This is a genomic window from Microcoleus sp. B9-D4 (assembly GCF_036705105.1).
Taxonomy (GTDB): domain Bacteria; phylum Cyanobacteriota; class Cyanobacteriia; order Cyanobacteriales; family Microcoleaceae; genus Microcoleus.
The window spans coordinates 179,273-198,379 of record NZ_JAUBTS010000001.1 but is presented as its reverse complement, the minus strand read 5'-3'; the positions used below and the strand labels follow the sequence as shown (position 1 = coordinate 198,379).

The 19,107-nt window shown below is 45.2% G+C and carries 16 protein-coding genes; 4 read left to right on the top strand and 12 right to left on the bottom strand.

Annotated elements, in window-relative coordinates; genetic code table 11:
- Positions 1-327 precede the first annotated feature (327 nt).
- Positions 328-666 carry a P-II family nitrogen regulator gene (locus QUB24_RS00750; RefSeq protein ID WP_006633346.1) on the top strand — a complete coding sequence of 113 codons (339 nt, stop codon included), beginning with the start codon at positions 328-330 and terminating at the stop codon, positions 664-666.
- A gap of 140 nt (positions 667-806) precedes the next feature.
- Here the strand turns inward: QUB24_RS00750 and rdgB are convergent, their stop codons facing one another.
- The 8 genes from rdgB to QUB24_RS00710 all read right to left on the bottom strand — a co-directional run bounded on the left by rdgB (position 807) and on the right by QUB24_RS00710 (position 8,792).
- The gene (gene rdgB, locus QUB24_RS00745; protein WP_333149662.1) at positions 807-1,394 is read right to left on the bottom strand and encodes an RdgB/HAM1 family non-canonical purine NTP pyrophosphatase; all 588 of its coding nucleotides are present in this window, start codon (positions 1,392-1,394) and stop codon (positions 807-809) included.
- 28 nt (positions 1,395-1,422) lie between these two features.
- Entirely contained in the window at positions 1,423-2,031 is a 609-nt protein-coding gene (locus QUB24_RS00740) for a hypothetical protein (RefSeq protein ID WP_333149660.1), read from the bottom strand.
- A gap of 155 nt (positions 2,032-2,186) precedes the next feature.
- A complete protein-coding gene (locus tag QUB24_RS00735; RefSeq protein WP_333149658.1) occupies positions 2,187-3,611 on the bottom strand; it encodes a phosphoglucomutase/phosphomannomutase family protein in 1,425 nt (474 codons plus the stop codon).
- A 154-nt stretch (positions 3,612-3,765) separates the two neighbouring features.
- Positions 3,766-4,500: a GTP cyclohydrolase I FolE gene (gene folE / locus QUB24_RS00730; RefSeq protein ID WP_333149656.1), complete on the bottom strand. Its 735-nt coding sequence runs from the start codon at positions 4,498-4,500 to the stop codon at positions 3,766-3,768.
- A 218-nt stretch (positions 4,501-4,718) separates the two neighbouring features.
- A complete protein-coding gene (locus QUB24_RS00725) occupies positions 4,719-5,444 on the bottom strand; it encodes an SDR family oxidoreductase (protein ID WP_333149654.1) in 726 nt (241 codons plus the stop codon).
- Between the two features lie 241 nt (positions 5,445-5,685).
- Entirely contained in the window at positions 5,686-6,666 is a 981-nt protein-coding gene (gene accA / locus QUB24_RS00720) for an acetyl-CoA carboxylase carboxyl transferase subunit alpha (protein WP_333080460.1), read from the bottom strand.
- A 254-nt stretch (positions 6,667-6,920) separates the two neighbouring features.
- Positions 6,921-7,946, bottom strand: a complete 1,026-nt coding sequence (locus QUB24_RS00715; protein ID WP_333080458.1) for a long-chain acyl-[acyl-carrier-protein] reductase — start codon at positions 7,944-7,946, stop codon at positions 6,921-6,923.
- A gap of 153 nt (positions 7,947-8,099) precedes the next feature.
- Positions 8,100-8,792 carry an aldehyde oxygenase (deformylating) gene (locus QUB24_RS00710; RefSeq protein WP_333136612.1) on the bottom strand — a complete coding sequence of 231 codons (693 nt, stop codon included), beginning with the start codon at positions 8,790-8,792 and terminating at the stop codon, positions 8,100-8,102.
- Positions 8,793-9,284: 492 nt separating this feature from the next.
- Between QUB24_RS00710 and QUB24_RS00705 the strand changes: the two genes are divergently transcribed.
- Together QUB24_RS00705 and QUB24_RS00700 are read left to right on the top strand one after the other, a co-directional pair.
- A complete protein-coding gene (locus tag QUB24_RS00705; RefSeq protein WP_333149652.1) occupies positions 9,285-10,103 on the top strand; it encodes a carbohydrate ABC transporter permease in 819 nt (272 codons plus the stop codon).
- A gap of 428 nt (positions 10,104-10,531) precedes the next feature.
- Positions 10,532-10,687 (top strand): transporter suffix domain-containing protein, encoded by a 156-nt coding sequence (locus tag QUB24_RS00700; RefSeq protein WP_333149650.1) that lies wholly within the window; start codon positions 10,532-10,534, stop codon positions 10,685-10,687.
- A 152-nt stretch (positions 10,688-10,839) separates the two neighbouring features.
- On the opposite strand, the gene QUB24_RS00695 is transcribed toward QUB24_RS00700, so the two are convergent.
- Both QUB24_RS00695 and QUB24_RS00690 read right to left on the bottom strand, forming a co-directional pair.
- A complete protein-coding gene (locus QUB24_RS00695; protein ID WP_333149648.1) occupies positions 10,840-11,868 on the bottom strand; it encodes a hypothetical protein in 1,029 nt (342 codons plus the stop codon).
- A 263-nt stretch (positions 11,869-12,131) separates the two neighbouring features.
- A complete protein-coding gene (locus tag QUB24_RS00690; protein WP_333149646.1) occupies positions 12,132-14,636 on the bottom strand; it encodes a hypothetical protein in 2,505 nt (834 codons plus the stop codon).
- A 178-nt stretch (positions 14,637-14,814) separates the two neighbouring features.
- On the opposite strand from QUB24_RS00690, the gene QUB24_RS00685 reads away from it, so the two are divergent.
- Positions 14,815-14,997: a hypothetical protein gene (locus QUB24_RS00685; RefSeq protein WP_333149644.1), complete on the top strand. Its 183-nt coding sequence runs from the start codon at positions 14,815-14,817 to the stop codon at positions 14,995-14,997.
- Between the two features lie 197 nt (positions 14,998-15,194).
- Here QUB24_RS00685 and QUB24_RS00680 read toward each other — a convergent pair whose 3' ends face one another.
- The gene (locus QUB24_RS00680; RefSeq protein WP_333149642.1) at positions 15,195-15,464 is read right to left on the bottom strand and encodes a hypothetical protein; all 270 of its coding nucleotides are present in this window, start codon (positions 15,462-15,464) and stop codon (positions 15,195-15,197) included.
- A 431-nt stretch (positions 15,465-15,895) separates the two neighbouring features.
- Positions 15,896-19,099 (bottom strand): efflux RND transporter permease subunit, encoded by a 3,204-nt coding sequence (locus QUB24_RS00675; RefSeq protein ID WP_333149640.1) that lies wholly within the window; start codon positions 19,097-19,099, stop codon positions 15,896-15,898.
- Positions 19,100-19,107 lie beyond the last annotated feature (8 nt).

Here is a 19,107-nt window from a genome sequence, read left to right as displayed (position 1 = left end):
CTGGCAATTATAGTTTTCAGCAATATGTGCAAATCTGACATAGCAAAGCGGAAACTCGGAAAACTCCTGTCTCCTGGGTTCTTTTTCTGTTTTAGCAGATCCGTGGCGGAGGGCTTGGGTCTTTTTCACTCTACCGCGATCTATCGGAGCGGAGATCCCGCGCCTCGGGCCAATGGGAGAATATTGTTAAAGATTGGCGTGCCTCTCATCGCGAGTACAAAATAAGGTAGTATATTTTACAAAATACTTAATACTAGCAGTGATATTAAAAGATGTCACGCGATTTAAGTAATATAACGAAGGTACTAACTGTTAGGAGTGAAAAACTTGAAAAAGGTTGAAGCTATTATTCGCCCCTTTAAACTAGACGAAGTGAAAATCGCACTCGTCAATGCTGGTATTGTGGGGATGACTGTTTCTGAAGTTAGAGGTTTTGGCCGTCAGAAGGGCATGACAGAACGCTATCGCGGTTCTGAGTACACGGTTGAGTTCTTGCAAAAGCTCAAGGTCGAGATTGTGGTGGAAAACGATCAGGTTGACATGGTGGTTGATAAAATTATCGCGGCTTCCCGCACGGGCGAGATTGGCGACGGCAAGATTTTCATCTCTCCTGTAGAACAAATTATTCGGATTCGGACTGGGGAAAAGAACTTGGAGGCTATCTAAGATACTGGGGCATTGGGCATTGGGCATTGGTCTTTGGTAACTGGTCTTTGCCCAGGAAAAACCTATTTCCTGTTTAGTTCTGATACCTAAGTCTCAATATCCAATGCCACAGTGACCCACTGTTTTGGCTTTTTTAATCATTAGGGGTTGACAAGGTTCGCCATTTGTGGCATGAGAGCGTGGAAGGCTCGGCCGCGGTGAGAGTGCGATCGCTTGATATCCGGTGTCATTTCGGCAAAAGTCTGTTGCTGTGCGGGTACGTAGAAAATGGGATCATATCCGAAACCTCCCGTACCGCGAGGAGTATGCAGGATTTCGCCTCGGCAAATTCCTTCTACTTGCAAGGCAATTGTACCGTCGGGACGGGCGATCGCGATCGCGCAAACAAATTGTGCTTCCCGGTTTTGTTCGCTACCCAATTCTTTGAGAAGTCGAGATATCCTGTCAGCATCGGTTTTGCCGTAGCGCGCGGAGTAAATCCCAGGTTGGCCGTCGAGTGCATCTACCATTAAACCAGAATCATCGGCGATCGACCATTTGCCCGTTGCTTTTGCGACTTCAGACGCCTTCAAGCAAGCATTAGCAATAAAAGTTTCGCCTGTTTCCTCGATGTCCAACTCTTCCGGTTTGAGCTCCAATTCCCATCCCAAATCCTGAAGATAAACTTGCATTTCCTTGAGTTTACCCGGATTGCCCGTAGCTACAACTAGCAATTTGCGATCGGTCATTATTTCTCTTAAAACTTACGGCTCCATATTAACAAACATATTGGGGAAATGGTTGCAACAAAATTCCCAAAATCTTATCAACATCTTGAATATAGTATTCAATCTGATCGATATAAACAATAGTTTCCTCCAAAATCAAGAATTTCCAATTAGTACCCGTCGTCACCGCGCCGTAAATGCGATCAACCTCACTATCTTGGTTTTGATTGAAACATTGGGCCGCTACCATTGCGGCTACGCATTGACCCAAACCCCCAATAATATCTTCCTTTTTTGCCTCAAAAATTGTTATAACCGGAGCACTGATGAACAATTGTTCTGAAGAACCGCTAATAATATAATCGCAAAATCCTTGCAAACCTCTTTCTGGATCGACAGTAAAATCCTTACCGGAAAAAAGAGAAACTCGTTTGTTTAACAATCTCCGAACTTCTGCTAATATCGGGGCAATCAAAAATTCTGATCGAGCTTTTTCAGTGGAAATAAAAGTTGCTAGCGGTACATAATCAATCAGGATTGTTGTTAAAATTTCAGAGGGTGAAACTGGTTTTGTGTCGGCAAATAAATTGCGGCTTTCATCTAAGGTTAATCCAAAATCTTTTTTAACTCTCGCAAGGCTGAAATCGCTGTAAGCCATTTCCTTTTATCCTACAATTCATCTGATATAGCAATAGTATTTCATTGTGAGTAAGATTTTTTTTACCGCAGAGGGCGCAGAGGACGCAGAGAAAGAGAGATTTGAGATCGAGTCATCGGCGTTTGTGTTCGTCGATATGCGGTAAAAAAATCCGATTAATTATGCGCCCAAGTTTTCGCCCAGTTTAAGTTTTGCATAACTTCTTTCAATGTCGCTGCTTCTGAATACAGCCGCAACACTGGTTCGGTTCCGCTAAACCGAATTAATAGCCAGCTTCCGTCAGCTAAACGGAATTTATATCCGTCAACTTTGTTGCAATCTACAACAGCTTTGCCGGCGATTTCTGTTAAGGGTTGATTTTGCAGCAACGACAGCAAACGCGACCTTTCTTCCATGTTTGCTAGGTGCAAGTCGATTCTGTCATAAGCTGAAGTAAAGCTTGTTTCTTGTTGCAGTCGGCTGTAAATTTCGCTTAAGTCTTCCCCGGATTTGACAACTGCTTCTAATAAGTACAGCGCTGACAGTAAAGCATCTCGTTCGGGGATGTGTGTACCGTAGCCAATTCCTCCCGATTCTTCGCCGCCGACTAAGACTTGGGTGGTCAACATTCGATCGGCTATATACTTGTAACCGATCGGCGTTTCAAATAATGGCAAGTCGTACAGCTTGGCAATTTTGGGAATTATGTCTGAACCGCTGACTGTTTTGATGACTTCCCCGGTCAAGCCGCGCCGTTTTGCTAAATGTTCGATTAAGATGGGAACTAGGATTTGTGAACTGAGGAAGTTGCCGCTAGAGTCAACGGCTGCAATTCGATCGCTATCTCCGTCAAATACAAATCCAATGGACAAACCAGAACTTTTTCGCTGGTGAGTACGCATCACCCGAAATAACTGCGACAGGTAGCGCGGCAAAGGTTCCGGTGCACCGCCACCAAACAGCGGATCTCGATCGCTGTTGACTTCATGTACCGTTTCTTCTAAAATTTGAGCTAATCCTCCGGCGGCGGCACCGTGCATTACATCTACAAATACTGTAATTTTGCCGCTGGCTATCGCTTCTTTAATCGCCTCAATATCTACCATTTCCCGCAAGGTTTTGCAGTAAGCCGGCCAAGGATTGAAATTCTCCACTTTGCCGGGATTTGCTGAAAGTGCCGCCGGATTTTCGAGTTTTTCTTCTATCTTTTGAGTAACTTCCGGCGAAACTGAACCGCCAAATCCCCCCTTGACTTTTAACCCTAAATATGCACCCGGATTGTGGCTGGCGGTCAGGACGATCGCACCCAAAGCATTTAATTGTTTGGCAGCTAAACTGAAAGCTGGAGTGGGGGCGTAGGATTCGCTAAGCAGCACGTCAAATCCTGCGTTTTGGATGGCAATAGCCGCTATTTTGGCAAATTCTTCAGCCAGAAATCGGCGGTCGTGACCGACAATGACTGTACCGCTGCTGCCATCGCTACCACCAGTTTGTGCGAGAACTTGTGCCGCTAGGGGAGCGACTAACGCTACGCGATCGAATGTAAAATCGTCAGCAATGATACCGCGCCAGCCATCTGTACCGAATTTAATAGGATTCATTGTTTAGTCACAAGCCATAAGTCACTCGTCTATTTTATTGGTCAAACGGGCGATCGTCACTAGAAACTGATAACAGTTGACTGTCAACTGATAACTGTCAACTGTCAACTGTCAACTGTCAACTGTCAACTGCCAACTGTCAACTGTCAACTGACTAAAAGAATGCCGGTTGGTGGCGGATCAAATTCAGGAATTCTTCGCGAGTTTTCTGTTCCTCTTGGAACACGCCCAACATGGCACTCGTAACCGTCCAAGAACCGGGTTTTTGTACACCCCGCATCGTCATGCACATATGGCTGGCTTCCATTACTACAGCTACTCCCTGCGGTTCCAATATTGTCTGAACTGCTTCGGCAACTTGACGAGTCAAACGTTCTTGCACCTGCAACCGACGGCTGTACATCTCGACAATTCTGGCTAATTTGCTCAATCCCACTACTTTTTGGTTGGGAATGTAAGCGACGTGAACTCGACCCATAAACGGCAGCATATGGTGTTCGCACATACTGAATACGCTGATGTCTCGTACCAGTACCATTTCGTTGTGACCTTCGTCAAAGATAGCGCCGTTGAGGAGTTCTTCGAGGGATTGACTGTAGCCGCTGGTGAGAAACCGCATTGCTTCTGCTACCCGCTTCGGGGTTTTGAGCAATCCTTCGCGTTCGGGGTCTTCTCCTACTCCCAGCAGCAGGGTGCGAACGGCCTCCATCATTTCTTCCTGGCCTACTTCTGAGGGTACGGGTACGTTGGATTCTTGGCCGTGCGAGGAATTGCGATCGGGTCGAGTGGGGATGCGCGGGGAGTTATTATCTGCGGTTTGTAACAGTTTCATGCTGTCAGTCGAGAGTGAGTTCGAGCCATTGGAATCGGTGGAAGATGCAATTGTCATAACAAGTTGGTGTGAGGGTGAATCGATTTTCGATTTTCGATTTTAGATTTTCGATTGGGGGATATATAGCCTTTCTCAAAAAGGTGAGGTACGAATTTTGACCTGAAAAGCTTGACCTTACAGGGTTTCTGTATACCTCATTTATCTGAGAACCGCTATAGCTAGAGATTCAAAGATTGTTGAATTCGAGAAAAATCCAGCAGTCTAAAATCTCAAGTTCACAAAACTCCTGCGTTGGACATGAGCGTGATTTCTTCAATTACTGCACTCGCTGGCAACTGAACTGCGTGCAGAATTGATTGGGCGACGATTTCTGGGGTTAACATGGCGCTGCGATCGAAGTCGGCGTCCACGGTGTCTGTGTCCCACATGGGAGTGTTGACAGAACCCGGACAGATTGCTGTTACCCGAATTCCGTGAGCCCGTTCTTCGGCGGCTAAGGTTTTAGACAAAGCCATGAGACCGAATTTACTGACGCAGTAGGCCCCCCAGTTGGGGAAGGCTTGGCTGCCGGCGATCGAGGAAACGTTGATGATGATTCCCGATCCGCGATCGCGCATGGAGGGCAAAACTCCTAAAATGCACTGCCAAACGCTAGTCAGATTGAGGTCTAGAACGCTCTGCCAGTCGGTTAGGGACGTTTCCGTCAAGGAGCCGGTGTAGCCCATGCCAGCGCTGTTTACCAGGATATCTACGGAACCCAATTGAGCTGCGATCGCGCTGATGCTGCTTTGCACTTGCTCAATTTTTGCCAAGTCTAAGGGATAAGCTTCTGCTTTCACTCCGACTGCTCGGGCTGCTGCGGCAACGGCTTCTAAGTTTTCCGACTCTCGGCTAACTAAGGCCAGATTTATGCCCTCGGCGGCGAACGCTAGAGCCGTCGCTTTGCCAATACCGCTGCTGGCTCCGGTAATCAGAGCCTGCTTTGTTGTTGGATGGTTCATTCACTGTCCTAATACTTTCGCTCGGCAACTCCCTACAGCGTTGCAGCCTTCTTCGGCAAATTAGACAACTGTCTGCTGCGGGTGATAACAGTTAATTATGAGATAAACATTAAGAACTGTTAAGCCGTGTCACCTGAGAAATTATAACACTGCTGACAGATCCGCAGAATAATGAGCTGTGAGTTATGAGTTTAAAGTTAAGAATTTTTAACTCATAACTGATAACTCTGAATCGATCGGCTCAAGCCGCAATTTCAGTGAATACACCGATGTGGCGAAACTTTTGATACCGGAGGTCGCGTCGCTGCTGACCCGTAAGCTGGGTTAGTTCTGCTAAGTTTTCTAACAAAGCTTGTTTGAGTATGGACGCAGCTTTGAGGGGATTCGAGTGAGCGCCGCCGATCGGCTCTGGTACTATTTGATCGAGAACGCCGAGGTTTTTCAAATCCCAGGAAGTGATTTTGAGAGCTTCTGCTGCCAAGTTAGCTTTACCGGAGTCTTTCCAGAGAATCGCCGCGCAAGCTTCGGGGGTGGCGACGGTATACACTGAATGTTCTAACATTAACAGCCGCTCGCCGACGCCGATACCTAATGCGCCGCCGGAACCGCCTTCGCCGATGACGGTGCAGATGATGGGAACGTCGAGGCGAAACATTTCTCGGAGGTTACAGGCGATCGCCTCTCCCTGTCCGAGCTGTTCTGCTTCTAAGCCCGCCCAAGCCCCCGGAGTGTCGATAAACGTGAAAATTGGCATTCCGAAGCGATCGGCGTGTTCCATCAACCGCAGGGCTTTGCGATAGCCGCCGGGAGCAGCCATGCCGAAGTTGCGGGCGATATTGTCTTTTGTGTCGCGCCCTTTTTGATGGCCAATGATGACTGTGGGACGCCCGTCTATGCGGGCAATTCCACCGACGAGGGCCGGGTCGTCTCCGCCGCGCCGATCGCCGTGAAGCTCGATCCACTCGTCGCTAATTGCCTGAATGTAATCGAGGGTGCTGGGGCGGCGCGGGTGACGGGCGAGTTGCAGCCGCTGCATGGGGGACAAGCTGCTGAAAATTTCTTGTCGCAGTTGGGCTGAGCGAGCTTCGAGTTTGCGAATTTCGTCGGTGACATCGACGCTGTTTTCTGCGGCGAGTTCGCGAATCTGGTGAATTCGGGTTTCGAGTTCGGCCAGGGGCTTTTCAAAATCTAAGAGTAAGGGTTTACGGTCTGGGTTTGGCACGCTGATAATTTCTATAAGGTTTTAAGGTTTTGTCGATCGACTATTTTCCGATCCTACCCTGTCAGGGGATGCTGAAAAAGAGGGGAAATTTGGAAATTTTGAGTTTTAAATTTTGTATGATATCAAATTCGGTAACATCCTCATTATCATCTAGCGCGAGCGGGAAGCTCGCGCTGCACTCCGAAAAATATTATTCCGATGCCAAAGAAAAAGTCAACTATTAAATTTTCAAATTTAACAGTTGACTTTCAACATCAAACTGACATTAATAAAGGTCTGAAACCGTGCTTGACAGAAATATGACCGATTTGCTCCATCTTTTCCACAGTAATTTGATTCCGTCCCCAAGAAAAATTGGTATACATTTTTTCAAATTCCAGTAGCATTGATTCAGCAAAACAGGCAAACAACTGTCTGCCCGGCACATCCATATTGACAATCTTCATAATTTTCCACTCAATATCGAGGGAATGCTCCACAATTCCGCCATTGAGTACGTAAATTTCTGGATGCTGAACCTGAGTTGCCAGATTTTTCGGATAGCCACCGTCAATCAATAAACAGGGTTGCTTCAATGTCTTAGGGTCAATTTCTACTCCCTTGGGCATACTGGCTACCCAGACTACAATATCCGCTTGGGGGAGGGCTTCTTCCAAATCCATAATTTTGCCTCGGCCCAATTCCGATTGCAAATCTTGTAATCGTTCTTTGTCGCGGGCAATGAGCAACAATTCTGCTACATTTGTTTTAACATTGAGCCAGCGACACACAGCACTGCCAATATCGCCAGTAGCACCACAAACGGCTACCGTGGCTTTTGAAAGTTCAATCCCCAATTTAGGGGCTGCTTCTTCTACTTGGCGGCAGAGGATGTAAGCTGTGTGAGTGTTACCAGTGGTGAAGCGTTCAAACTCCAACTTGAGATTGCGAATTTGCTTAATTTGCTGCAAGTTGAAAGTCTCAAAAATGATCGAAGAAAAGCCGCCTAAAGCCGTGATGTTAATCCCGTTTTTTTGAGCGTGTGCCATTGCATTAAGGATTTTGCGAGTGGCTGCTTTTATCCGGCGAGTGGCTAGCATTTCTGGCAGAAAACAGGACTCCACATAGCGGCCTTCTATTTTTTGTCCAGTGATGCTTGTTACCGTGATCTGATCAACTATTTGGGGCGGTGCGCTGCACCAAAAATCGAGACCTTGATCGGCATATTCTGGATAGCCCAGCTCGTTAGCTACTGATTGGGCGTGTTCTAAGCTGGTTAAGTGACCGATTAGACCAAACATTAAGTTGTCAAATGAAGGAAGATTGAAGATGGAAAGATGGGAAGATGGGAAGATGGGAAGATGGGAAGATTAAAAATTTATATTTTAAAATGAGGTATCCCATTTTTAATTTTTAATTTTTAATTTTTTTCCCATTCCTTATTTCCAAATTAACTAGGCTGCGAGGCCTTGTGCTGACATCCGCATGATATCGCGGTTGTTAAAGCCTATGTTGCCTAGGGCTTCGCCGTAGGCAATCATAAAGTCTTCGATTAAAGCGTCTTTTTCCATTCCCAAGACGCGGGCATCGTCTGCGACAGAGTTTAGCAGTCTCCAGATGATGGGCAGGTTTTGGCGGTTGGCAGCTTCGAGTTCGGCTTTGGATTCCTCAAAGTGAGCTTGCAGCCAGACTTCCCCAAAGTTGAGGTGGGTGTATTCTTCTTTGACGACGCCTTCGGTGATTTTGCGAGCAAAGTCATCGGCGACGGGGATGTAGATGTTGTAAGCTGCGATCGCAAAACACTCGATAATTAGCGATTGAATCAACAAGCAAGTTACAATCTGACCTTGGGCCGCGGCCGTCTGGAAGTTTTTGTGCAATTCCGAAAAGAACTGCTTGGCAAATGCCATGTCGGGCGTGACTTTAAGATTCCGGCCACAAGCTTGGAAGCCTTTCATGTGGCGGTTCTCCATCTTGGACAAGCCAATTAACTCTGCTTTTTTGTCAGCCAACAGTTCGGCCAGTGTCAGGTAATTGTCGTGAGCTTCTTGTTCGCCTTCAATCACAATGGCGTTGATGCGGCTGTAAGCATCTTTGTAAGTTTCGGTTTGAAAGTCAATTGTTGGGCTGGCCTCAAGCTGGGGCATAGATATGTAGTCTCCTCATATAAGCTTGTGGGATGTTTGGAAACCCCTTTTAAATTGGGGGTGAGTGACAGTGCACTTTACCTTTTTTGAACGCACCCCATCTAAATCAGAGATTATAGCTGAGGATGCTTTCGCCAAAGAACTTTTCTTTGACGTTCCGGAAAAACTGGCGTCCTCAGCGTGTTTGCCGGACTTTTGCCGTCGAACACTCCAGAAAGACTATCGCTAGAATGCTATCTATTTACTAATTACTTGAATTAGTCGTTAGTCGATCTTTTGCCCGGAAATAGATGATAGAAATACGGTCTATGTCTCCACCTTTCAGGGTTTTACAGTACCAACTCTATCTATAACATTATATCCTAATCACAACTTCCTCCCTAGGTACTCCTTCTTTCCTTCTACGACTATTATGTTGTTGTATGGGAATCTGGGATGCGATCGGGTTGGAGAACCTCACAGGCTTATTATTTTAGGTTAATTCACAAATTTATGGGTAAATCCTTTGACAGGTCTCAAGCGCTGGAACTGCTGAGTTTTATTTTGTTGCTGGCTGGTGCTGCGCTGGTGCTGCTGCCACTGGCTGCTGTATTTTTGGTTTCGGTATCACCATCTGGTGTCGGTGTCAAGGCCACAGGCCTGACTTTTGCGAACTATCAAGAGGCTTGGCGACGGGGCAATTTTTTGTTGGCATTCCTTAATTCTACTCTAGTGGCGATCGCAGTGACGGGTTTTCAGGTTGTGACTTCTGCTTTGGCCGGTTATGCTTTGGCCAGGCTGAAGTTTCGGGGGCGACAGGCCCTAGTTTTGGGGGTTTTGGCGACGCTGGTAATTCCGTTTCAGCTTTTGGTGATTCCCATTTTCTTGGTTTTGAAGTGGGGCCATCTGCTGAATACTTACGGGGCGCTGATTTTGCCTACGGCGGCTAACGGTTTTGGGATTTTTCTGCTGCGCCAGTATTTTATGACTGTTCCGGTGGAGTTGGAGGAGGCGGCAATGCTGGATGGGGCTAACCGCTGGCAGGTTTTGTGGCAGGTGATGTTACCTTTGGCCCGCCCTGCTTTGGTGACGCTGTTTTTGTTTACGTTTATCGGGGAGTGGAACGATTTGTTTAAGCCGCTGGTGTTTACGACGCGGCCGGAGTTGCGGACTGTACAGTTGGTTCTGGCTGAGTTTCAGGAACAGTTTACTAGCAGTTGGCAGTTGTTGATGGCGGCGGTGGTAATTGGAACTGTGCCGGTGGTATTGCTGTTTTTGGCCGGTCAGCGCCAGTTTATACGAGGGATTGCGGCGACGGGGATTAAGAATTGAGGTGGAAATGCTTGGCAATTAAGTTTGTAGTCATTTGTTGAACCATTCTCTAGAACAGGCAAGATGCCTGTTCCACAAGAACATTTAGTATTTGTGGAACAGACATTTTGCCTGTTGCTGACATTGGTTAAAGATGTGAGTTTGTAGTCACTCGGCGATTGAAATCGCTACTATAGCAATCCTAAATGATTATACTCGTTACCAGGCAGAGCTTGGGAACCAGTTAACCAGTTATTGAAACTGATTTAGGATTGCTATATAGCAATCCTAAATCATGTGTGAATTTCATACTCCCTCCCCTTACCAAGGGGAGGGTTGGGGTGGGGTAAAACATTTACGACTCTTCCAAGGATTGCTATCTACAAACGAACTTCACTTTAAGCGGACTAACAGATAAAGGTGATATCAAAGCTGTATTATGTGAATCTATGCAAAAACTCGGTTTATTTTTATTTATCGTATCTTTTCTACCGTGGTTGGCAGTCTTATTTGTTGTACCCTTCCTGCCGCTGGACTTTACCCAAAAAACTACTTTATCTGTCGTTCTGGCTGTTGGGCGGAAGTTGGTTTTTGGATTAGCTTAGTGCTGTTGGGGAAAGAAGTAGTTACCAAATATCGGCGTTATTTACATCCCCGATATCTTTGGAAAAAACTCAGAAATTTTAACCGCAGATGAACAGGGTTCGACGCCGATAATGAGCCGGGAGATTGGCGTTTATCTGCGGTCAAGGTTGAGCTATTCGCTGAAAATTTGCAAGCGAATAGAGCGTTCTCCGTCTCCGAAATCCACTTCAATCTTTTCTCCCGAAAGACTGTCCAAGCATCCCAAAAGCAACCGCAAATTGGGTGTGCTTGCTCCTGTATCCACGTACAATCTATCTGCCAAACTGCCTAAACGCTTCCAAATTGTGTAGAGTTTGACTACTGTTTGTTCTAGCTGTGCGGCTTGTTTTACAACGTCGGCGGTGGTTCCCAAACAGCCGACGCGCAAAGATTCTTCTAAGGCCATTTCCATGTCTAAGTGCGACTGATTGAGAGCTTGCACTTGGGCGGCGGCGTCGAGATATTTGGATAAGTTCTTGGCATCTGAAGTTAGCTGTTTGACAGTATCTACGTCGGGATTTTCTGCTACTTCTTTTTGAATTTCGCTTTGGTGAGATGGAGAGAGTTTCTCCATTTCTTTGACTAAAGGAGCGAGGTAGCGGGAAGGTAGAGAACCTGTAGATGCTTTTTCTTTGACTTCTTCAGGCAATAAATCTGAGTTCATTGCCATCCATTCGTCGGATAGTTGTTTGACTTCGCGGCGGGTGATGCGATCGCCCTTTGATGCCGCATCTGTTACCATTAGCTGTACTTCGGGAGATGCTTTGGCGGTTTCGACAAAGGCTCTTTTGCTGAAGTTTCTAATGGAATCTGGGTCTAAATCTCCTTGCTGGATCAGAGTGTCGGCACTATTAGCTAATTCTATCAAAGAATAGGCTTGACTTTTGCCAATTTCTCTTTCTTTGAGCCAGTTCAAAAAGCCTGTGCCGCGTCCTTCGCCACCTTTTTTTTCTCTGTCTCGGACTGTTCGGAGAATGCGTCCCCGCCAAATGTCGGTTTGCAAGTCGAAGCGATCGCACACTTTCCAGGCATTGTCAACCTGATTTTCAAAATCAAAGTCTGGTAGTTGTTCGTCTTCGGGGTCTGGCAATTGGAAATTGATATCGGTAAAGCCGTTGAGGGCTTCTGCAAGTTCTGCGGGATTTAGGGGGACTTCAGCCATTAGGAAAAATTTGTGTAGTGCAACAGCCGGTTTAATTGGGAACTTGCACGGGTTGACAGTTGATACGCTATATGTAGCGGTAAGGTAGGCAAAATTTACCTACTAATAGAGCTTTTGTGCAAGTCATATCATTATTGCACGATGGAGGGCGATCGGCGAAAAGATACTCAAAAAGACTCCGGGTACGCCCCTAATGGGACTTGATGCGAGTGGTGGCTGTGGGGGGATTGAGTTAATGAGCTTCGCGGCTAAACGAGAGCGGTTTATGTTTGTTCGCTGAGTAATTGTTCCTTCAATTCCTGACATTCTTTGACTAGCGGGATGCCTAATTCTGTGGCGATGGATAAGGCGCGATCGCAATAATCATTAGCTCTTGCAACAAGACATAATTTGTAGTATGTAAGACTAAGGTTATAGTAGACACGAGCTTGTAAATAATGAAAATCAGTGTCTTGCAGCAACTTTTCTAATTTTTCCAATGCTTCAGATGAATCTCTACCTTGCTGGTAATCCCATTCGGCAATTTTGCTCAAAACCGTAACTATAACAAAAGTTTCGTCTTCATCAATCAAGTTATTTTCAGCTTGTTTATAATATTGACTAGCTTTTTTCTGATATCCAATACGACTGTAGCAGATAGCAAGCTCCAGATAAGCCCAAGTTTTACAGCTTTTGTCATCGGCAGTTTCGGCTAACTTTAAAGCTTTTATTGCAAAAAATTCAGCTAAAGGATGCAACGACAGCGACATTAAGTTGAAGCACTGAGCAATGCTATAAATTATCCTAAATTGTTTAATATTATTACTTCTCGTGTCTTGAGGAGAATTTTTTTGTAATAAATTTTCGATTTGAGGTAGTAATTTGGGTATATCGAATAACAGCTTAAAAAATTTACGAGCTTCTTCTGATACTGTCATCCCAATTGCTTGAAAAGCAGCAACTACAAAACAACTAACTGCTCTTCCTGGTTTATTTGCATCTATATAAGCTCTTCCAAGTTCGTATAAAGCTAAAGCTTTTAGCTGAGTTAGGTTAGAATCATTAGCAGTTTTAATAGCTTTTTCACATTCATTTAAAGAGACTTGAAATTTACCAATTAATCTATTTGCTCTACCCGAAATTGAATAAGCTGCTACTTTTGCAAAAATAATTTTCTTGTTATTGGGTTCGTCTAATTTACCTAACCTCTCAGTAATTTCTATAATTTCTTGGCTGACTTTTAAAGCTTTATAGTTTTTTCCTAGATCCGAATAACAGACACCTATAGGAATGAGCATTAGTAATCTCGACCGTTCTGGCAACTTTTCAACAATATCTTCGCCCATTTTTAAAATACGAGTTGTATAGTTCCAAATATTAACTGAGCATCTTAAATTATCCAGATTGTCCTTGTTTGCTCCTAAAATTTTATCTAAAAGAGTTTTACAACAATAATTAAAGTCTTGAATTTCATAAAAGTGTTTAAAGGCTTCAAATGCAGCTTTTACGTGAGGTTTATCCTCATTATCAATAGCAATTCCAAAATAAAACTCCCCTACTTTGCGATTCACTCTCTTCCATTCATCAGTTAATTTTAACCTAGCTCGCGCTAATGCTTGAATTGCTGGGTGCAGGTAGTATTCTTTGTTACTAAACTCCACTAAAGAGCGATCTTTTAGGGATCTTACTGCCTGTGTTTGTTGTTCCTTGGGTAGATCCCACAACAAACACAATAGTCCTTCAATCGGAATACTCGGTACATCTTGATAGTGATAGCATGATAAACGGCAGAGCAGTCGGTAGGCTTCCGGGTAAATTTCTTCAAGACGGTTTAACTGCTCCTTGATTAGATTTTCAATACGAATCTCAACTAATAAATGATCATCAGTTTTATTATGCTCCTGCCAATAATCGGCTAAATTATCGTATCTTTTAATTGGATCGCAGAGTATCGTCATCGCTAGGGCATTACCTCCGTAAGCTTTGTGAATTGCATTAAGAGTTACAGTATCCGTTTGAATATTTCGGCTACAAAAAAACTGCTCCCATGCCTCCTCATCTAAGCCCTTTAGTGGCAATCGCTCAAAAGTGACACCAGGCTCTTCAAGGAATTCTCGACTGGTAATAAGGGTAACTGACTGTACAGAGGCATCAGATAAGACTGCTAAAAGCTCTAGATAGTCGCGGTGAGGTTCGATAAACTTGCCATGCTTATCAAGTGCAGGTTCAAGGTTATCAATCAGTATGCCCAACTTTCCTGTTTGGAGTTGTCGTTTTAGCTGCTGTAGTTTACCCCTAAAGTTTCGACTCGGTTCTTCACGTTCCTGCAGCAATTCATCAATCGCGTCTCCGACAGGGTTAATATAGGCAGTTGCTGTTGCCATCCTGAGTTTTAGATATTTTAATTTGCGAAACTTGAAGAAACATTCAGCTAAGGTGGTTTTACCAATACCACCTATCCCTTGAATAACAATAACTTTAGCCCCTCGATTAACACGCTGGCTTAGGTCTTCAATATCCTTTTCTCGACCTAACGGGGCCAAATATGGTTTGGAATCTCGTGGTGAACTGTTATCCACAATTTCTTCCCACTTCTCTATGCCAACAGCTTTACAGAGAGCCACAAAGCTGTCTTGGCGAATGCGTTTGCCTTGCTCCAATCGCTGCACAGTTGAGCGAGTAAGATGTATGTCAGTAGTTAAAGAAGGAGCAATTTGCTCCCATCCCTTCTTATTTCTTGCCTGCTTAAACTTTTCCCGTCCTTCTTGGGATGCTCTAAGAGAAGCCATGCTTATCACGATTTTGCAGTTTACTAGCTTCAATTTTGACTCAGTTTTTCCACTACTGCCACAGGTGAAGCAAAAGTCAGGCTGTGCAACCCCTTCAGCTAAGTCATTCTAAAAGTGTGGAAAGCAAAGTTGGCCAACAAGCTTCTCCTTAAACCAAACCACAAACAGGAGAAAGACCATGCAATCTCAAACCGATTCGATTATCCGCACTGGGGAACCAACGATCGCCCTCCCAACCAATGTTCAACCAAGCATACCACCGCAATATTGGGGAACTGAGGGAACTATCTTAGCGATCGCAATCCTGATCCGCTCAATTGCCCTACTAATTCACGTGCTAAAGTCAGGTCCTAAGAAGTAGTACCCGTGATCTGGGAAAGAACGTCGCATCTCCTACTTATGGGGATGCGACTTTCAGACAGAACTGACATACTCCGAGGCCTAGAAACCGGGTTTTTTAGCGAATCTATCGACCAAAACGAAGTATTCTCGCAAAAACTCGGTTTCTGACCACCCGTGCGTAAATCCTAAGCTACTCAATCAAAATGAGAACGCAGCTTACCGTCCAGATTTTCTCGGCGGTGTACCGTTAGCCCGCGAACGACGGATCAGCACGCTCATCACCTGCTTCGGATTAGCTGCACGCTGTACGGGGCTCCAATCGCCGACTTCGGCAAATCCCAGTCGGTACAAAGTGAGTATGGTTTCCCTGACACCCTTGGGCGAACCGACAACCGTTAACAGCACCACTTCCTGTTCGCATACTGCTGCTGAGTCGTCATTTGGCCGATCGAATTTGTTGTCGTCAGGCACGAATTCCTGTGACATAATATGTTCTCCTGGTTTTGGGTTTTCTAGGAAAGCCCAAAAACCTAGCCGCCCCGCTTCTCAACACATAGCAGGGCGGCTACAGAAAATGTTATGATTTCCCGTTAGCCTCCAGACTGCTCGTCCCAGTTTGGCGGTTATGCTGTCCATTGCTGTTAGCGCAGCTTTGGGCAGTGCAACTAGATTTTCGGGCGACGCGGGCTGCCTCCTCTACAAGCAAGCAACCTCTCACTTCAAAGCGTAGCCGCAGATGGGGGCCGCCGTCAATCGATTTTAGATTTTAGATTTTAGATTTTAGATTTGGGATTTGGGATTGAAGAATTGATCCCCGGACTAATCTGGGGACTTTGGGGGTTTTGATGCGGGATTGGCGGGTTTTGGGCGATCGCACCAATGAGACTCAGAAAACGATCGCCTTTTCAACTTACCAACTACAACGGCGATACTTTATCGCGTTCAATCTCCTCGTGGGGAGTCGTTTTCCCGTTCAAAATTGTGCCATCATCGGCCAGATTTTCTAGTCGATCGCGTTTCCGAAAGCGATCGCGAGCCGAGACAACCACCACATACAGAACCGGCACCATAAACAAACTCAAGACAGTAGAAACAACCATCCCCCCCGCGATCGCATTCCCTAGCGATCGGCGGCTCGCTGCACCCGCACCTTCTGGGTTAACCAGAGGAGAAATACCCAAAACGAAAGCCAGAGAAGTCATCAAAATCGGTCGTAAACGCTCTTGAGAAGCCTCAACTGCCGCCTTAGCAATTGAATACCCCTGCTCCCGTAACTGGTTCGCAAACTCCACAATTAAAATCGCGTTTTTACTAGCCAATCCAATCAACATCACTAAACCAATCTGGCAATAAACATCATTCGCCAAACCCCGCAACGACTGAGCTAAAAGAGCACCTAAAATCGCCAGAGGCACCGATAGCAAAATAATGAAAGGATCGACATAATTTTCGTACTGAGCCGCCAACACCAAGAACACAAAAATCAGCCCCAAACCGAAAATAATCGGTGCTTGACCCCCCGATTCAATTTCTTCTAAAGAACTCCCCGACCATTCATAGCCAAAACCCGAGGGCAAAACTTGAGCCGACACCTTTTCCATCGATTTTAGCGCCTGTCCAGAACTCGCTCCCGGAGCAGGAGAGCCAGTAATTTCAATTGACCTATACAAATTGTAGTGGTTAACAGTTTGAGCCCCCACCACCGGAGTTATCTTCACCAAATTGCTCAAAGAAATCATTTCATTCTTTCCAGAACGCACATACAATTTCCCAATATCTTCAGGGTTATCACGAAACTGTTTATCCGCCTGAACATAAACCCGATAATTACGCTGCTGGAGGTTAAAATCGTTCACATACTGAGCACCCAGAGCCGTTTGTAACGTACTGAAAACATCATTAATGGGAATATCTAGAGCCTTAGCTCGATTGCGGTCAACCTCCACAATTAACTGAGGTGTATTCGCAGCAAACGTACTAAATACCGCTTGCAATCCCGGTGTCTGATTTGCCTGCTTCAAAATCCCGCCCATAGTCTGGACTAAGCCATCTAAACCGCTGTTACCTTTGCGGTCTTGCAATTGAAATTGGAAACCCCCAAATTGACCTAAACCTTGAATAGCCGGCGGATTCACAGGGAAAATTCTAGCTTCTGGAATCGAGAAAAACTTACCCCGCAACTTACCAATAATCGCTTGTACAGTTTGATCTTCTCCGTGACGTTCTTCCCAGGCTTTCAGTGTAGTAAATATAATGCCTTGATTAGAAGTGCTACCACTAAAACCAAATCCACCCACTGAAAAAGTCCCGACAACTTCAGGAAGTTTGAGGATTTCTTGTTCTACTTGATCCATTACTTTCTGAGTGTATTGCAGCGACACACCTTGGGGCCCTTGAATAATTGTCATAAAATAGCCCTGGTCTTCTTCCGGGATAAATGCTGTGGGCACTGATAAATAAAGCCAAGCTGTTACTCCCAGAGAAGCGATGAACACGAGGGTGACAATAGTCTTAATTCCTGTTAGAAATATTAAGGATTTTCGATATTGCCGCTGTACCCAATCGAGAACTCCATTAAAACGGTCAAAAACCCAACCTAGCGGGCCACCAAACTTAGGTCCTCGACGCAGTAATATAGCTGAAAGTGAGGGCGTGAGAGTAATAGCAATAAAGGTAGAAAGCAGAACGGAAAAAGCAATTGTCAGCGCAAATTGTTTATAAAGCGCTCCTGTCGTTCCGGGGAAAAATGCCACTGGCACGAACACTGCCATCAACACTAAAGAAGTCGCAATTACAGCGCTAAAAAGCTCCCGCATTGACTCAAAAGCCGCTTGGCGGGCATTCATCCCTTGGCGGATCATGCGGTCAATATTTTCTACTACAATGATAGCGTCATCAACCACTAATCCCGTCGCTAATGTCAGACCAAACAGAGATAAACTGTTAATCGTAAATCCGAAAAGTTTGATAAACGCAAACGTCCCAATCAAAGAAATTGGAATTGTGATGATAGGAATAATAGTTGTGCGCCAGTCTTGCAAGAAAACAAAAATCACTATCACCACTAGCAAGACTGATTCAAATAATGTCTTGACTACTTCTGCCATCGACTCTTCTACAAACAAAGTCGTGTCCAGCGCTACTCTATGTATCAACCCCGGAGGGAAAGCAACAGCTAGTTTTTCCATTTCTGTTTTGACGGCATGGGCAACATTCAAAGCATTACTTCCTGGCAGTTGGTAAATCCCTAAACCTACTGCATCATTGCCTCGAAATCGCAGAAATGAGCTGTAATTCTCTGCCCCTAGTTCTGCTCTCCCCACATCTTTTAATTTAACTAACGTTCCATTGGTCTCTGTTTTGAGGACGATTTCTTCAAATTCTGCTGGTTCTTTCAGGCGACTTTCAGCACGCAAGTCAATTTGATACATTTGTCCCTGTGGAGCAGGTTCTTGCCCAACTCTCCCAGCACCAACTTGCAAGTTTTGTTCGTTGAGAGCCCTCGTTACATCTTGCATTGTGAGACGGCGAGCTGCTAATTTATTCGGGTCTATCCATAAACGCATTGCATAGCGTCTTTCCCCAAAAATTCGCACATCGCCAACACCTTTTACCCGCTTTAAAGCATCTGCTAAATATAGGTCAGCGTAGTTGCTTAAAAATATGGTGTCGTATTCTTTATTTTCTGTAAATAAACCGATCGCTAATAGGAGACTTGTAGATTGTTTGGTAACTGTAACTCCTGTGCGCTGTACGGCATCTGGTAGTTGGGGTTGAGCAACTGCCACTCGATTTTGAACATCGACGCCGGCAATGTCTTTATTGCGCGATGAATCAAAGGTAGCTGTAATAGTGCTAGTGCCATCGTTACTACTACTGGAAGTTAGATATTTTAGTCCTTCAACGCCGTTGATTTGCCTTTCTAGGATGTTGGTAACGGCATTTTCGACAATTTCAGCACTCGCCCCGCTATAGTTAGCTGTGACGTTGATTTGGGTGGGGCTGATGTCGGGGAAGCGCTCGATCGGCAATGTGGGAATGCTAATTGCGCCTACCAAAACAATAATTAAGGCGCAGACGCTAGCAAAGACAGGTCGTTTAATAAAGAAATCTGCAAACATTATTTGGG

Bases quoted from the DNA above. Each gene is read 5' to 3' on its own strand.
- QUB24_RS00700 (WP_333149650.1), top strand. From the start codon at position 10,532: ATGCAAAAACTCGGTTTATTTTTATTTATCGTATCTTTTCTACCGTGG.
- QUB24_RS00690 (WP_333149646.1), bottom strand. From the start codon at position 14,636: ATGGCTTCTCTTAGAGCATCCCAAGAAGGACGGGAAAAGTTTAAGCAG.
- QUB24_RS00685 (WP_333149644.1), top strand. From the start codon at position 14,815: ATGCAATCTCAAACCGATTCGATTATCCGCACTGGGGAACCAACGATC.
- QUB24_RS00740 (WP_333149660.1), bottom strand. From the start codon at position 2,031: ATGGCTTACAGCGATTTCAGCCTTGCGAGAGTTAAAAAAGATTTTGGA.
- QUB24_RS00705 (WP_333149652.1), top strand. From the start codon at position 9,285: ATGGGTAAATCCTTTGACAGGTCTCAAGCGCTGGAACTGCTGAGTTTT.
- QUB24_RS00735 (WP_333149658.1), bottom strand. From the start codon at position 3,611: ATGAATCCTATTAAATTCGGTACAGATGGCTGGCGCGGTATCATTGCT.
- QUB24_RS00675 (WP_333149640.1), bottom strand. From the start codon at position 19,099: ATGTTTGCAGATTTCTTTATTAAACGACCTGTCTTTGCTAGCGTCTGC.
- QUB24_RS00725 (WP_333149654.1), bottom strand. From the start codon at position 5,444: ATGAACCATCCAACAACAAAGCAGGCTCTGATTACCGGAGCCAGCAGC.
- folE (WP_333149656.1), bottom strand. From the start codon at position 4,500: ATGACAATTGCATCTTCCACCGATTCCAATGGCTCGAACTCACTCTCG.
- QUB24_RS00715 (WP_333080458.1), bottom strand. From the start codon at position 7,946: ATGTTTGGTCTAATCGGTCACTTAACCAGCTTAGAACACGCCCAATCA.
- rdgB (WP_333149662.1), bottom strand. From the start codon at position 1,394: ATGACCGATCGCAAATTGCTAGTTGTAGCTACGGGCAATCCGGGTAAA.
- QUB24_RS00695 (WP_333149648.1), bottom strand. From the start codon at position 11,868: ATGGCTGAAGTCCCCCTAAATCCCGCAGAACTTGCAGAAGCCCTCAAC.
- QUB24_RS00710 (WP_333136612.1), bottom strand. From the start codon at position 8,792: ATGCCCCAGCTTGAGGCCAGCCCAACAATTGACTTTCAAACCGAAACT.
- QUB24_RS00680 (WP_333149642.1), bottom strand. From the start codon at position 15,464: ATGTCACAGGAATTCGTGCCTGACGACAACAAATTCGATCGGCCAAAT.